Consider the following 15,229-nt stretch of genomic DNA (forward strand, 5'->3'; position numbering starts at 1 on the left):
TGGAGGAGGCGATTGCCGTGTGAATACGATCTGGTCTATTCGAACCGTAATTCGTGACTTCCTTGAGGCCATCTATTTAACTTGCCAATCCTGGGTTGAGAAATATCCGTTTATTCAAAGAGCGTATGCGATTTTTTCTTGGTTGTCGTTAATCGTATTTGTTTGCAGCTTGTTTTTCGTCAAAGAATCGCGCACGATGATCGTTCAATATGTATGGTCGTTTTACGTGCTGCTGCAATTTTGGTTTCTGTGCCGAAGCAAAACCATGCAGTGGAAACAGATCGTTTGGTTCGTTCTGGCAGGAGTGTTTTTTGTCATACCTTTCACTTCGCTTACGGTCCAAATATTCCATACGCTTTTCGGCGGAAAAACTTCCGACACTTGGTCCATCGCCGTACTTACGCCGATTTTCGAAGAGTTGTGGAAGCTCCTCCCGCTTGGCCTATTTCTGTTGTTCTCGCGCCGTGCTTCTGCGTTGAGCTTAAGCGATTATACGCTCATCGGCGCGGCGACCGGCGTCGGCTTCCAGCTGATGGAGGAGCTTTCGCGAAGATGGCTAAATTCCGGCATTCTTGCGAAAAAGTTCGGATACAGCTTTACGATGCTGGGCGGCGAAACGATTCATTGGGATTTTTTCTCGCTGTTTCCCGGGCGTTTTGAAGAAAGTCTGTTTCCGACGCTAATGACCGTCGGTCATCCCGTACATACCGCTATGATCGCGCTTGCGTGCGGAATTGCTTTTCGGCTGCGCGCCAGACTGACGAAATGGATGGTTCTGTTGCCGGTCATCATTTTACTGTGGTCCATTCTGGATCATGCGGCGTATAACGGCCAGCACAAGCTGCCGGATTGGGTGTTCTGGCTGCATGATTTAGCCGGCAGCGGTTATAAAACTCAGCCGGTATTCTTGCTTATGCTGGCTGCATCGCTGATTGCCGATTATTGGGCGCTGAACAAAATACGAGACCGACTTCCATCGCTGCCAAACGAGCTGATTCTTAATCCGCTTACCGAGCTGTTGAATACGATCCGCTCTTTTTGTACAGATCGGGGGAAATTCCTATATTGGCTCGGCTTTTACCGGGAGCGCAGGGAGCTTGGTTTTCATGTGCTCTACGGGAACGAGGAAGCGGCCGAACGGCAGGAGCCTATTCAGGCCCGGGTAAAAGCTCTTCTCCAGATGCTGACCGGACTTGCGGTGATTTTGCTTGTGACGGGTCTGTTCGCAAGCATTGGGGCTCATACGGGCGGAGGATCAACAGCATGTTTCGCCTGTATGTTCGATTCGCTGCAAAATTGGTGGGATCGGCTGGAATGGTATGAACAGGGCGCGATCGTGCTAGGGGCCCTTGCCTTGTCGCTGTTGTTCGTCGGATTCTGGCCGGCTTTAGGCATCGCGATGACGGGGGCGAGCATCGCCGGGAGCGGACATGAGATTGCCGGCTACATCCGCGATCCGAAGAAGCTGCTCACTCCCGAAAATGCGCTTTCCGTGGCTGTGGGCATCGTACTGAGCCGAATCCCGTTCGGCAAAGCGCTAGGATGGGTAGGAAAGAAAGGACGCCGCTATGTGCGCAAGCTTCTGGACAAGCTCGGTTCCCGGAAGCCGGATGTTGAAGTCCCGGTTCGTCCGAAACCTCCGAAAAGCGACGGCCAAAGCCCGGGTAAGCATTCGGACGATCCCAAGAAGCCGGATGACGATACGCCGAATAAGGAGAAAGCCGAGGAGGGGGCGGGACAGGACGAGACCATTGGCAGCGTAGTTAAGGATGGAAATAAAACGAAATATACGAATCCGGCGGGAAATGAACTTACTTGGGTGGATCAACATCCGAAAAATATTAGGAGAGATATTGATAATACTTTAAATAGCTCAAACGTTGGTAAAGCAACCGAGGCTAAAGTTGCCGACTTTGTAAGAAAAGAAAGCGAAGTAATCGGGTACGGCCAAAAAGTTATGAAGCATACCGGTGAAGCCGCGGGTGATTTAGATGTTGTTACAAAAGATGCGATTATTGAAGTCAAAGCGTCAATTAAAGCGGTGAAGGAAGACCAATTTAATAAATTTACCGATCCGAATCATGATTTATTCTTTAATCCGGACAATAAAAAGGTTATCTTGTATATTGATAAGCCTTTGAATAATCTAAGGCCCGAACATCAAACCATGCTAGAAAACATAAAATCCAAAGGCGTCACAATCGTTAATTCGCTTGAGAATTTGAAGGAGGTTTTGTAATAGGATGGGGACTTCTGCTTCCATATTAACGAGTCCAAACAAATATACGCCGGAACGTCTTTTAGCCGATTCGATCATTTCCGCTTTTCATGCAGATGTGATGCTGAACTTTCATAATAGTAAAAATTACGCCTCGGGCGGACAATTTCTTTCTACGACGTTGAGTATCAGCGATAAGAATGTTCGAGAAAACAATGACTCGTTTTTACTTTATGTAGACGCATTGGACAATCCGCATCTCGATTTTTTTTATAATCAAGACGTAGGCTTGGATTCCAATAATAAACTATATCAAGTAGGAACAATGGAAGACATTTATGGCGTTGAAGAGCTAGTATTTCGTTTTGTGTATCATTATCTCGAGTCCAATCCCGACGACTATTTTTGGGTTGCGGATTATGATTGGGTTTACAGTTGGGAAGACATGCAAAAATTAAAATCCGTACCTTATGACTCGGATTGGTGTTATAAAAACCCTAAACATTCAACAAACGATTAATACATTTTCAAAGGCTTATTCCAACTTGAACGACGAGGAGGAATAAGCCTTTTTTGCATGCGCACGAGCCTACTGAACTAATGGCCAGACGACTTTCCAAATGCCGTTATCGTTCTTATTCAAACGGAAAATAGGTCCACTTATGTTTGATGAATCGGGAGCGATCATTCGAACTGTGACTTGGTTTCCATTTACTTCCTCTTTTAACCGATACATTTTTTTCCAATAATTCCACTGACTCTTTGATCGTTCTTGCAATCCCGGATCTTTGGCTACATCTGATAGATAATCTTCACGGGACGGAATACCATAACCTTGGATAAATAATGCATACAACGTTTCGTAATCGCCTTTTCCGGAGGCATATGCGTATATTTGAAGAATATCCAAGGGCTCCATTCCTATAAGCATTTCATCGGTTTTGTTTTTGGAAAAAGCTTGATAAGCTTCGAAGGTGTTGCTTCGCATGAGCCATTTCTTGTCCATAGCGATTAAATCTCCGTTACTGTCAAATACCTGTTCGAAATCTGAAGGAGGATGGGTTGAGATAATACCCTGATTTTTCATCCAAAAATCCCCGGTAGTCAATAGGACAACTACAAGGCAGAGTGCAAAAGGTATCCAAATAAGGCCCTTTTTAGCTTTTGAGGTCCGGGTACGGATTACTCTTCTTTCAATATCGTTAATGATTTCTAATGTGGGTTCAGAAACGCTTACTATAGGTCCATTTTTCAAATCGTTATACCACTGTGGTTTATTCTCTGACATATCCGTCCTCCTCCTTGAATTTTTTAGTTAAAATTTTACGTGCGCGGTGAATACGTGACTTCACTGTACCTTTCGAAATACCCAGGAACGAAGATATTTCTTCAACCGACATCTCGAATTGTGCATCAAGCACGACAACTTCCCGATAATGCCGCGGAAGATCCATAACAGCTAACCAAACTTCATTGATAAGGTTTTTGTCAAAGAATTCTTTCTCTGCCGAGTCCCCGCTTGCGTTTAAGAGCACAACTGGAGATAGGGTTACTTTTCGGAAAAAGGCGGATCTTAGGTATGTATACGCTGTGTTACGCGTGATGGCCAGAAGCCACGCTTTGACGGAACCTTCGCCTCTATAAGAACCGATCGATTTGAAGGCTTTCACGAATACGTCCTGAGCAATATCGTTGGATTGATTAGGATCCTTCGTAATTAGAAAAGCGTAATTCCACACATCCTTCCAATAGGTCTTCGTAATATCACTAATAACCGAATGATCAATCTTAGTGATATGCCTCAAATAGTCGTCATTCATGTTTTCACCTCTTTATTAAAAAGACTAAGTTAACCGTAAAAGGTTCCCAAAAAAGAAATAAATACCGCTCATTTTGCAAACCGCGTGTCTGGAGACGGATAGGGGCCAGAATTGCCCTGCTGGTTTGTCAAGAATGTGCAAATGCAATTTGCCAATGCGATGTGCAAAGTATCGTTAGAATTCGATTCTAACTCTTGCTCTTATATGCAAGATTAGGATAGATACTACAAAGACGCCATCGCGGCTTTTTAATATGATAGGGACATCCGATAAAGCAGATGAATGGAGGTGAGATTGGTACGAAGGCTTGATTTGGAAGCGTTCTCAATACTAAAGCTGGAAACAGGCTTCAACAGCATCCATTACTTCTCTTGGCTGTTCAAACGGACATACGGGGCCAGCCCGCAGCAGTGGAGGGCGGAACGGTGTTGCGCGGCAGAAGAGCTCACGGATTAGTGCGGAGCCAAGTGCTTGTGATTAAGGTGCTTGAACGTGCCAGGCACTGAACGGCTAATATTCCGCGCGGTTCGTGCTGCGCAGAACAAGGCTGCCAATTCGTATAAGCAAGATTTTGAAGAATCATGTAGAAATAGTCTACATGGTTCTTTTTATTAAGGGTTAATAGGGATGATGAGTAAAAATGTTGCAACTCTGTGCCAATTTGCTCGAAAAAGATTGACAACCTAGTTGCAATTTGAGACGATATCATAATTTCTCTATGTTATTATGAGGTGATCAAATTGGAAGAGTCCATTCAAGCAGCTGCCGAGCGAATCAATTTAGCTGTGCGCGACATCATGTTACATCATGTTAAGTCCTCTTTTAGAGGATTGATAGTACAGGGATCGGCTGTTAAAGGCGGTTTCATTGCTGGTAGCAGCGATATCGATTACGTGCTTTATGTGGATGAGACAGGCCTTAACGAATCAGGTGCTTTGCCTATTGAAACCTGCATCAATCTCCATCAAGCTTTAAGCGAAATAAACGTTCATCCGTTCCGTTATATTCAATTCAGTGTTATATCTCCAAAAACAAATAAATATTTGCCGCCTATTCCCGGCAGTTATCAGCTATTGGCCGGGCAATTACTGGAGCCTGAAGCGACCAATGATCAAATTTTTCAGGATGCTGTAGCCTCACTGAACCGACTACAGCCAGAAGCTGCCTTTCATCCGCATCAATTATTGGACCATGGGGAAGATCGAATTGAACGTTGCGCCAGATTAATGTGCACGGTAGTCTGGCCTGTTGTTTTTCAGTTACTTACTGTAATTCATCAAGATGGAATTCGTATATGGAATTTGAAAAAACAAGAGGCGGTCTCTCTGCTCTCTAATGAAGTAGAAGTAGGGGGCATGGCGGCAAACTTCCTTAGTTCGGTGCAGTCTTACTACCCGCAAGAACAATCACCGGAAAAGGCATTGCGGCTAATTGAAGAGGGTTTCGCATTCTTAAACGCAACAAAAAGATTCTGGTCGACACACTGCACAAGACTTTTGTTTCGAGAAGATACTACTAACTGATATAAAGACAGCAATCAAAAATAAATCGGAACTCAGAATGTGTGCTAGTATTTAGTCATTAGTTAGAACACAGATCTCAAAGAAGGAGAGTAAGGATCAAACGACAGATACACATAACGCTAAGGAGTGGAATTATGAAATTACTGCTTACATCTGCAGGCATCAAAAACAAAAGCATACACGAAGCGCTGGTTGATATGCTGGACAAACCGATTGCCGAGTCTAGCGCCCTCTGCATTCCTACTGCGGTATACGCCATACCCGGCGGTGCAAGCCACGCATGGCGGTTCTTCAGCGGGCAAGCCACCACACCGATGTGTGAACTGGGCTGGAAGTCCCTGGGGGTGCTGGAGCTCACCGCGCTGCCCAGCATCGATGAAGAGCTGTGGGTTCCTATGGTCAAGGAGACTGACGTTCTGCTAGTGAATGGCGGTGACCCCTTGTATCTGTGTTACTGGATGCGGCAGTCCGGACTGGCAGAGCTCTTGCCGTCGCTGAACGCGGTCTATGTGGGACTAAGCGCCGGGAGCATGGTGATGGCACCTAATATCGGGGAATATTTCGTTGGCTGGACTCCACCCGACGGTGGCGATGAAACGCTGAGACTGGTTGATTTTGCAATGTTTCCGCATCTGGATCACGAGATGTTGCCGGGAAACACCATGGCTGCTGCAGAGAAATGGGCCGCCGGGCTGCAGGGGCCGGCGTATGCGATTGATGATCAGACCGCCATCAAAGTGATCGACGGAGCGGTCGAAGTTGTCTCCGAAGGGCATTGGAAACTGTTCACGCCCTGATCTTAGTCCGCTGCTAAAAACGTAGGCGGAAGGAACCGTCATTCTGAGGTTCGAACCATCTTAGCTCCATCGTTACAGAAATAGAATTCGCGCTCGGAATGGAGTTGTTGCCGTGACAACAACATTGTCCATCTTGAGCGTTCGAATTCCTTTCTTTTTTCAATCAGGGGTAGTCCTATTCCTAGTCATCTTAATAAATGATAATCGGAGCAACGAATATGATTGAGAAGGGGGAAATACCGTTTACATACTAGCTCATGCTTGGGACGTCATATGCACATGAGCGCTGATTCGAATTGCGATGCGCGGAGAGGTCAATTGTATTCCATAACCCAATATTTTTCGTGCGGGTTACCTTCTTCAACGATTTTCTTCCAGCCCTTACTCTCATAAAATTTCATCGCCGCATGATTTTCTGATACACACTTTAATCTAATCGGTTTTTTCATTTTTTCTATAGAGGCATAGAGCAACAGACCACCAACACCCTTACCGAAGAAATCGGGGTGGACGAATACATTATGGATAAAGTTATCCGGCAAGTACAGAGAAGCAAATCCGAGGATTTGCTTATTCTCCTCTACTAAAAAGATATACTCTCCTTCTGTATGCTTATCAAAATCATCTAAAGTCATTGCTTCTATATCCGCCCAATGAAAACTTTTACGGCGGGATTCCAAATATATCTTTCTTAAAGCTGGTGAGTCATATTCATTTGCCACTCTAATATGCACATCTTCACTCTCGTTTCCTTTGTATATGTACCATGATATGAGAAATGGGGGGCTTTTTTTATATAATTATGATAGACGACAAAAGCTAATTTATTCAACTAACGAAGAACGATAGTTGAATCACATATGTCCAGGCCGCCGATTATGCTAGCTCCAGATTTCGCCCTATAGATGATATGCTGAACCCTTCCATAAGTGACGGCGAAATAATCGTCCCTAACCTCGTGGAGTGCGAAAATGGCATCTTTCAAAAATTGATTACTATGCGGTCGCTTTATCTTCAATGAGCTCTACAGGCCATAGTTATGGTCCATTATTTGTTCCCCAACACCTCCACTCTCTCCTGTAACCTTTCTACAACTTCTTTCGGTATTTCCTTGACCTTGATATCTCCACCTAAGAAAAGCAGCCAATTTGTTATTTCGGTCAATTCATCCGGGTGATGAACATGGATGAACGTCTTTAAAATAGCGGTAGTCTGATAAGGATTCGTATACGAAATTGTAATTTTTAAAGGATGGTACTTTTTGAACTGGGCGATCGCCTTTGGACCGAGTTCGAGGACTAAGTTGATGGCATCTTCCTGCTTTCTTAGTTGCTCTACAATTTTCTTCTTGCTTATTCTTTTTTTCTCGGGGTATGGTTTGACATCGGTGAGATTGTCGACAGGAATAATCCGCCTTTTCCCCTCCACTAGATCGAAGCCTTCAATTTGCCAAGAGCTTTTTTCACGATATAGGCGCATGAGATAGATGGGATGAGACTTTAGTTCTCCCCCTTCTTCGACGAATACCACTAAGTAGCAGTCTTCAAGAAGGATCTGAATGAGTTGCTCTAGCATAGGATGGGGCAAATCTGATAGATCAAGCAGGTCTGGATTGTGGGGGTTGGTGCCTTCGAAGAGTAAGATTTGATTTAACAGGACAAGATCATCTTGTTGGTTTTGAGAGATGAGGCCAAGCAATTTTTCTGCTAAAGAGTGGCGGCTTTTGAGATAAGGGAGCTCCAGATTTCTTGTGGCCATGAAGGCGATAAAAAGAGCTTTAATCTCATTATCGGTAAAGCGGACAGTGGGCAGGACGGAGTTGTTCATCACAAAATAGCCCCCATCCCTTCCTACTTCGGCGACTAGAGGCATTCCCATCGCTTCAATTTCCCTGATGTCTCGAATCGCCGTCGAACGGGAGATGTTAAACTCGTGCATGATTTCCGAAATGGTAAAATGGGCGCGGTTGTTGATGTACCGCATGATGATGTTAATCCGTTCTACTTTTTTCATGGGGCCCTCTAAATAGTATCATATTTTGACATGATTTATTGTTATTATAAACTCATCAAGTGGAAGAACAAAAGACTTGATCCATTCAAATAAACGAGATCAAAGGAGGAATTGGAATGAGTACGTTTACCGGTAATGAAAAGATCGCGAAGGTTGAATCCCGTCCTATCGGAAGGACGGTCGCTTATTGGATCGTCACGATCGTTCTCGCATTCTCTATTGCATTAAGCGGGATCGGGCAATTGATGCGATATGGCGGCAATGTCGATTTAGTCACCGATATTGGATTCCCTTTATATATCACGAACATTCTCGGGACTTGGAAATTGCTTGGAGTCATTACGATCGTAATACCAGGTTTCCCGCGGCTTAAGGAATGGGCTTATAGCGGTATCTTTTTTCTAATGACAGGTGCTGCCTTATCTCATGTGTTCGCTCATGATTATGGGGATGGGGGATTCCATGTTATTCTTCCGCTTTTCTATGCCGCTCTTGGCATCGCCTCCTGGGCGCTGCGCCCGAAAAGTCGCAGACTCTAATGAAAGTGGAATCAACGCCAGTCCACTCCTGAATTCGATAAACAGTTTCATATTTTGACATTATTAAGGCTTATGATAAACCTATCAAGTGAATAAACAAATCAATGGATTCATTCAATAAAGGAGCTGGAATCATGGCAACCTATGCCTTTGAAGAGAAAGACAGCTTTATCGTTCTGGGTATTGGAACGGAGCTGAAGAGCGATTACACGGATTATGTCGGCATGAATAAGGAGAAGGAAAACTTTTGGCGGTCAGTGGAGCAGGATGGAAGGCTTGACGCGTTAAGGGCGATTGCTGCGAACGATTATATGTTTGCCGTAAACGAAGCGGTCAATCACAAGATGATGTATTACGCTGGCGTGATGACAGATGCATCAGTACCGGAAGAACATAGAGTGATTCAATTTCCTAAGGGACAGTATCTCGTTGTTAAAGGAGAGGGGAAGTCGGCTGATGAGTTGAGTAGCATGCTTACTGGCATTGCCTTCGGTCAAGTCTTGCCAGCAGCCGATAATTACGCCTATGTGGGCGGGCCCAATGCAACCGTTGAGATGGGGCAGCGGGATAGCCTCGTATATGGGGAAATGTGGATTCCGGTTGTGGAGAGGTAAACGAAATTAGAAGGAGGAATGAGGAATGTCCACTATCGTTGATTTTAAAAATGTGTCTACGGTTGGTCTGGAATCTTCGCCGGTAGCAAAAGCGTTAGCTGGTATGCGTGCGAATGAAGCCCGTTACTTCATGAACAAATACAAGCACGAATTTACGACCGTACCAGCCGGCGAGAGCCAGGAGACGCTTGATTATGTGAAACGCATTTTGAAAGAAGAACGTGGTATTGAATTTGCGGCTCAACCGCTGGAAACATCGCATTTTCAAGTAGATAATATCAGATGGGCCTTCGTCTTTTATGAGGACGGTCTAGCGGTCAACGTCCTTTATACAGTGGATGATCCTAAGAAGCGGGCCGTAGGCTTCAAGCTTTCTGAGGGGATGGAAGTACCTAAGGAGCTAGAAGAGAAGAAGTTCAAATTTGCAAGACAGAAGTCCAAACTGGCCGGGACCATTCGAGGTTCGTTCTTCGTCATAAAAGGAGAATATTAAAGCAAATATATGAAATGAAACAAAGTTAATAATAACTCTTGGCGGCCACAAGGCCGCCATTTGTTTTCGCCGATGGACCCGATATGCTGAACGGTGACCAGAGGACTCTTGCTCTATAGCTCAGAGATCGGGAGAATATTTTAACTATAACCTTACTTTCCCACCTCAAAAGTAAATAATTGGTTTATTCTAAAGTCAAGATTTTGAATTGGGGAGTGGAGATAGAATGAGCTTTATTCGCTTCTTTTAGTACGGGAATTTACATTAAGTACAAAATCAAGAATTAGCGGAATGACAGAGGCTGGAAAACAAATGCTGCTGACTAATAAAAAAGGGGCTTACTATTATTATGAGAGATCCTAGGATGGAACAGCTAGCCAGTAATCTCATTCATTATTCTGTAAAACTCCAGCCCGGAGAAAACTTACTAATTGAACTGGACGGTTTAGAGACGCCGCTAGCAAAAGAATTGATTAAACAAGCCTATAAAGTTGGCGGTAATCCATATCTAGTCATACACAATCATGAGCTGCTGCGGGAAATAATAAAAGGATGTAATGAAGAACAAATAGCAGCAATGGCGGCGTACGATCTTTCTAGAGTAAAAGATATGGATGCTTATATTCTCATTCGTGCCGGAGAAAATGCCAATCAATTGAGCGGAATAAATTACGACAAAATGAGTTTGTATAAAAAGCATTATGCACGTGTAATCAATGCCGAACGATATGATAACACGAAATGGTGTATTCTTCGTTACCCTAACCATGCGATGGCCCAGCAAGCTAACATGTCGACCGAAGAGATGGAAGAGCTTTATTTTAACACCTGTAATTTCGATTATTCGAAATTGGACAAAGCTATGGACAGCTTGGTGGAACTGATGAATCGAACAGACCGGGTAAAAATAATAGGGCCCGGAACAGAATTGCAGTTCTCCATCAAAAATATGCCGATCGTTAAAGATGCGGGAATTATGAATCTGCCCGATGGAGAGGTTTACACGATGCCTGTCAAACATTCGGTTAATGGGTACATTTCATACAATACCCCTTCAATGAAAGACGGTTTTTTGTACGAAAACGTTCGACTTGAGTTTCAAGATGGAAAGATAACGGATGCAACAGCAAACGATGTCAACAGGATTAATCAACTATTAAATACCGATGAGGGCTCAAGATACATCGGGGAATTTGGTATCGGACTCCATCCTTATATTGAAAAACCGATGAAAGATACGTTATTTGATGAAAAGATTTGGGGGAGCTTTCACTTTACTCCGGGATGTGTTCCGATGAAGTCCCCTGGGAACGATAACTGGTCCCAGCTTCATTGGGATCTAGTCGCAATCCAACGGGTAGAATATGGCGGAGGGGAAATATGGTTTGATGATACGCTCATTCGCAAAGATGGGATTTTCGTACCTACTGAGTTACAAGTTCTGAATCCGGATCATTTAAAATAGTTGGTATGGGTTGAAATTGTGAAAGTTAGTGAAGACGATACGTGAAATTTGCTGGAGCAGGGGGATAAGAACATGAAAAATCTAAAAATGGAATTCCTCAGATTAATGATTTTTCTGATCTTATTCGCCTTAATCTTTTTTGAATTGGTATCCTTCGTAACTTTAGTGGATTATATGGGACAGTACATTGCAGGGTATGACCCGGAATATTATTTGTACTTGATAGTAGGGTTGTCGATAGTATCACTAATTCTTAATTATCTTTTTATTCAAATTCAGAATAAAAACTCATGGAATGAATTAGTTTATCTACAACTTTTAGCTGTAATCTACATTATTTTTTCAATGATGATAATGCTACTTGGAGTTTGGTTATTTGGAGATTACAGATATGATTACGTAGTTTATTGGGGAACGGTGATTATTACTTTTTGCAATATCATTTTGAATGTTAGAAACATAAGAAGAAACTACAGATTCAGGTATTCCAAGAAAGGCAAGAGACTCACATAGCACTGTATTCACGCTGCGGGTCATTCGGCCTTGGTCCGACACCGATCTTCAATCTTCTGTATCTCTCAAGGTGGAATCCTGCGGACAAGCGGCACTCGCGAGATCAGAATCGTACTGAGGTCATTATTATTTGGAAAATAGCTGGAAACCGATAATCCCTGTATTCAATCCATCCATTCAGCCGTTAGAATCCGAAGCTGTTATTCCAAAATCACATAAAGATGGATTCAACGGTACAGTGCTCGATTATTATCTAAAAACATGGAATATAGATACGATAGTTGCTGCAGGATTTCATATAAAATCATGTTTATTCCATACTTGCATTGGCGCTCGTCATAATAATTATCGTGTTGTGATGTTGAGAGATTGTACGAATTCAAGTGAATTTCCAGACACGATTGATACTGAAAATCCTGAAGGCGGTTGGATGAGGTTTGTATTTTTAAGGATTTATGAAACCGACATCGGTTATACTACCACTTCGACAGAATTAATGAAGGCGGCATTGAACGACGCTTAAGGTAAATACACGGGGGGGTCATCACTTCTTGAAATATGAACTTGGACGTTGCTTGCTGAATGAACGATTGATGGAATCCGGAAAGTCGGTGGAATTGCTGGCTAAAGAGTTGCTCTTTAAACCGGAACGAATTTACGATTTTATTGAAAACAAAAGAGTGATGCCTCTCAAAATCGCCATATCGATCGCCGATTCCATCGGTTGCGATGTTCGTGCTTTGTACGAATTAATTCCGAATGAGTAGTCGTTTTTGATTGCGGCTTTACCGCCCAAAAAGTATTGCGTGACCCAAGCCGTCGCTCATCCCGGCATTGGGTCATGCCGGGAAAGAGTGCTGATGCAAGAACTAGAAGTGGCGCAAAGCGACGATGAACGCAGCCAGAGAAGCCAGGGACGCGATCGTTCGCACATGGTTCCAGGCTACCCAACTGGACAGATAGCGCTGCCAGACTTCCGCGCCTTCTGGACTCTCGGGAGCGACGGCGGCAAGAGCGTCGTTAAGCGGCACGTTAAAGAGGATCGTGGCGAGAAAGGTGCCGACCAGATAAAGCAAGCTGCCGATCAGCAGGTACCAGACGCCAGGCGTACTTAGCCGTAACAACGATACGACACCTAGCACGATGGAAGCAACTGCCGTTCCCATGAAAACAAAGCTGAAAAGTGTCCGCAAGATGGTCGCGTTGATGGACTGCATCGCGGCGATCCCTTGCATCGCCGGAAGACGAGTGAGCGCGGCCATCACGAAGGTCGAAAATGCGAAAAAAATGCCCGCGATCAACCCCGAGCCAAGCGCGGAGACAAAGGTGAGGCCGAAGATCCATTTATCTATAAACGTTCATCCCCTTTAAAGACTCGTATTCAACCCAATCTCTGCATAGCGGCAGTACCGAAGAAGACGCCATCGCCTTAAGCGATGAGCGTCTTCTTCGGTATGGGAGTAGAAAGGTGTTACGTAATCACAATCTCTTCAGGACGTGGAGCGGATAACGTCTCAATGCGTTCAATGAGCGTCTGCTCATCCCCGAACCCGGACCAATAAAGAAGCAGCTCGTCAAACAACATCTGATGCTCACTTGCCTTGATATTCAGATCTGTAAACAAGCGGAACGTTGGAATCGTTTCGCGGAATAGCGAGAAACGCGAAGGACGATTGATTGCTGTGTTCTCGACCCCTGACCATTCCGCCGCCGTAATGCGTGCCGGCAAGCTGCAGGTGTGCTGCCGAATCTCCTCCTGAGCTATGGACGAAGTCATGAAGTCGACGAACATTTTGACGGCTTCTTTGTTTTTGCTATGTTTGTTTACCGCCAGCCCAATCACAATCAGCATCGTTAACGGGCTGCCGAAATGAGGAACAGGAGCAATATCGTAATCGATATCGCTATCTTTCAACGCGTTGAGCAGGAAGTAACTCAAGCTCATGATGGACAGCTTCCCTTGGCGAAACAAATGGAATTTTTGCGTATCCCACGTCATCAAGCTGTTCGGCAGCGAAGGGGCATTCTCGTACAACTGCCTGCCGTATCGAATGGCGTCCAGCATCGGTGTAGAATCGAGCTGCAGGCCGCCCGATGGGTACCGTTTAAACACACCCCCGCACTGAGCAAGCAACAAACTAGCGCGACTGGCTGTGGAAAAGTAACAGCGAAAACCAGCGCGTTCATTAGGAATTTCGAGTTTCGCTGCCGTATGTATCAATTTATCCCATGTCCAGCTGCTGTTAGGTTCCTGCAGTCCCATCTCTTTAAAGTGGGATCGATTGTAGCAGATGACCTGGGGAGAGAAGACGAGCGGCTGCACACGCAGAATCCCGTCGGTCGTAAAGGCATCGGACAGAAACGGATACAGCTCTTCGCGGCGTTGGAGCGGCTCGAGGTCTTCGAGCGCACGGATCTCTACTGCTCGCTGGTAATTGATGAAGTTCAGCGTCATCACGTCCAGCATGCCGTTCTCCAAATACGAACGCAGCTGATCGTAAGAGCGGCTTCCGATCGGAATGGCTTGGACGCGTATATTCGGATAATGCTGCTGGAACAAATTGATGAGGGCGAATATATCGATGTCGCTAGGGATTGAGGAGGAGTAGCCAAAACGAATGGTAACGGTTCCGTTCCCAGCCGGATCGATGACTTGACTGCCGACCTTGGGGATTTTGACAATCAATTGTTCCTGCACAAGGATGTCAAGCCCTTTGCGGACGGATTGCAAACTGAGCCCGTACTGTTCGGACAGTGATTTTTCCGAAGACAAAAATTGCCCAGGTTCCAATAATCCGGACACAATCTGATTGCGTAGGGTAGTAACCATCTCGTTGAGACGAGGGCGAAATAATTTGCGATTGGTTTGTCGTATCATCTCTGCATCTTCCTCATTTATGGCTATTGATATTGAGTATATTCGAACGGCGATTTGTTTGTCAAACAGGTAAACTGCAACTATTCATTTTTAATTTGTTGCAGTTTACGGATTAGATACGAATTAGTTTTGGCGAACAAATGGCCGTTTTTCGTTTAATTGAGTGTTTTTTTGCAATTATGAAGTGGGTATTGACAAAATTTAATCCATTTAATATGATCCATTCAACTAAAAAAGTTTTAGATACATACTAGTTGTTTCGTGATGGTAAACTGAAGTTGCGTATTTGAACATGGAGGTGAGCAAAGGCGTGTAGGAGAAACGTAACTTGCAGAAAAGTGTAAGGGATTACAGAA

Annotated in this window: 18 protein-coding genes; 12 read left to right on the forward strand and 6 right to left on the reverse strand. The window is 44.5% G+C overall.

Annotation, left to right across the window (positions count from 1 at the left end; translation table 11 throughout):
• Window positions 1-19 precede the first annotated feature (19 nt).
• Complete coding sequence (locus D7M11_RS30330) at window positions 20-2,239, forward strand: PrsW family glutamic-type intramembrane protease (protein WP_158606921.1); 2,220 nt, start codon at window positions 20-22, stop codon at window positions 2,237-2,239.
• Window positions 2,240-2,243: 4 nt separating this feature from the next.
• Window positions 2,244-2,738 (forward strand): hypothetical protein, encoded by a 495-nt coding sequence (locus D7M11_RS30335; protein WP_120751028.1) that lies wholly within the window; start codon window positions 2,244-2,246, stop codon window positions 2,736-2,738.
• Window positions 2,739-2,807: 69 nt separating this feature from the next.
• Here D7M11_RS30335 and D7M11_RS30340 read toward each other — a convergent pair whose 3' ends face one another.
• Window positions 2,808-3,506 carry a hypothetical protein gene (locus tag D7M11_RS30340; protein ID WP_120751029.1) on the reverse strand — a complete coding sequence of 233 codons (699 nt, stop codon included), beginning with the start codon at window positions 3,504-3,506 and terminating at the stop codon, window positions 2,808-2,810.
• Complete coding sequence (locus D7M11_RS30345; protein ID WP_120751030.1) at window positions 3,493-4,038, reverse strand: RNA polymerase sigma factor; 546 nt, start codon at window positions 4,036-4,038, stop codon at window positions 3,493-3,495. Before D7M11_RS30345 ends, D7M11_RS30340 begins: the two co-directional genes overlap by 14 nt.
• Before the next feature lie 294 nt (window positions 4,039-4,332).
• On the opposite strand from D7M11_RS30345, the gene D7M11_RS36585 reads away from it, so the two are divergent.
• The 3 genes from D7M11_RS36585 to D7M11_RS30355 all read left to right on the forward strand — a co-directional run bounded on the left by D7M11_RS36585 (window position 4,333) and on the right by D7M11_RS30355 (window position 6,358).
• On the forward strand, window positions 4,333-4,494 hold the full coding sequence (locus D7M11_RS36585) for a helix-turn-helix transcriptional regulator (protein WP_158606922.1): 162 nt from the start codon (window positions 4,333-4,335) through the stop codon (window positions 4,492-4,494).
• A gap of 284 nt (window positions 4,495-4,778) precedes the next feature.
• Window positions 4,779-5,561, forward strand: coding sequence for a hypothetical protein (locus tag D7M11_RS30350; protein WP_120751031.1), 783 nt, complete (start codon window positions 4,779-4,781; stop codon window positions 5,559-5,561).
• A gap of 134 nt (window positions 5,562-5,695) precedes the next feature.
• Window positions 5,696-6,358 (forward strand): Type 1 glutamine amidotransferase-like domain-containing protein, encoded by a 663-nt coding sequence (locus D7M11_RS30355; RefSeq protein ID WP_120751032.1) that lies wholly within the window; start codon window positions 5,696-5,698, stop codon window positions 6,356-6,358.
• Between the two features lie 314 nt (window positions 6,359-6,672).
• Here the strand turns inward: D7M11_RS30355 and D7M11_RS30360 are convergent, their stop codons facing one another.
• Window positions 6,673-7,092: a GNAT family N-acetyltransferase gene (locus tag D7M11_RS30360; protein WP_120751033.1), complete on the reverse strand. Its 420-nt coding sequence runs from the start codon at window positions 7,090-7,092 to the stop codon at window positions 6,673-6,675.
• Window positions 7,093-7,405: 313 nt separating this feature from the next.
• Window positions 7,406-8,371: a helix-turn-helix transcriptional regulator gene (locus D7M11_RS30365; protein WP_120751034.1), complete on the reverse strand. Its 966-nt coding sequence runs from the start codon at window positions 8,369-8,371 to the stop codon at window positions 7,406-7,408.
• A gap of 116 nt (window positions 8,372-8,487) precedes the next feature.
• On the opposite strand from D7M11_RS30365, the gene D7M11_RS30370 reads away from it, so the two are divergent.
• From D7M11_RS30370 to D7M11_RS30400, 6 genes are all read left to right on the forward strand, one after another.
• Window positions 8,488-8,910, forward strand: a complete 423-nt coding sequence (locus D7M11_RS30370) for a DoxX family protein (RefSeq protein WP_120751035.1) — start codon at window positions 8,488-8,490, stop codon at window positions 8,908-8,910.
• Window positions 8,911-9,044: 134 nt separating this feature from the next.
• Window positions 9,045-9,524, forward strand: a complete 480-nt coding sequence (locus tag D7M11_RS30375) for a GyrI-like domain-containing protein (RefSeq protein ID WP_120751036.1) — start codon at window positions 9,045-9,047, stop codon at window positions 9,522-9,524.
• 25 nt (window positions 9,525-9,549) lie between these two features.
• Window positions 9,550-10,017, forward strand: coding sequence for a phage tail protein (locus tag D7M11_RS30380; protein ID WP_120751037.1), 468 nt, complete (start codon window positions 9,550-9,552; stop codon window positions 10,015-10,017).
• 349 nt (window positions 10,018-10,366) lie between these two features.
• Entirely contained in the window at window positions 10,367-11,482 is a 1,116-nt protein-coding gene (locus D7M11_RS30385; RefSeq protein WP_120751038.1) for an aminopeptidase, read from the forward strand.
• Between the two features lie 643 nt (window positions 11,483-12,125).
• Entirely contained in the window at window positions 12,126-12,518 is a 393-nt protein-coding gene (locus D7M11_RS30395) for an isochorismatase family protein (protein ID WP_120751040.1), read from the forward strand.
• 28 nt (window positions 12,519-12,546) lie between these two features.
• Window positions 12,547-12,762: an XRE family transcriptional regulator gene (locus D7M11_RS30400; RefSeq protein WP_120751041.1), complete on the forward strand. Its 216-nt coding sequence runs from the start codon at window positions 12,547-12,549 to the stop codon at window positions 12,760-12,762.
• Window positions 12,763-12,864: 102 nt separating this feature from the next.
• On the opposite strand, the gene D7M11_RS30405 is transcribed toward D7M11_RS30400, so the two are convergent.
• Entirely contained in the window at window positions 12,865-13,161 is a 297-nt protein-coding gene (locus tag D7M11_RS30405) for an anthrone oxygenase family protein (protein ID WP_338042523.1), read from the reverse strand.
• Between D7M11_RS30405 and D7M11_RS37560 the strand changes: the two genes are divergently transcribed.
• Complete coding sequence (locus D7M11_RS37560; protein ID WP_240041376.1) at window positions 13,160-13,366, forward strand: hypothetical protein; 207 nt, start codon at window positions 13,160-13,162, stop codon at window positions 13,364-13,366. The two genes, D7M11_RS30405 and D7M11_RS37560, sit on opposite strands and share 2 nt — an antisense overlap.
• 100 nt (window positions 13,367-13,466) lie before the next feature.
• On the opposite strand, the gene D7M11_RS30410 is transcribed toward D7M11_RS37560, so the two are convergent.
• Entirely contained in the window at window positions 13,467-14,873 is a 1,407-nt protein-coding gene (locus D7M11_RS30410) for an extracellular solute-binding protein (RefSeq protein WP_120751043.1), read from the reverse strand.
• Window positions 14,874-15,229: the final 356 nt, after the last annotated feature.

The sequence above is a fragment of the Paenibacillus ginsengarvi genome, assembly GCF_003626695.1.
Classification (GTDB): domain Bacteria; phylum Bacillota; class Bacilli; order Paenibacillales; family NBRC-103111; genus Paenibacillus_AB; species Paenibacillus_AB ginsengarvi.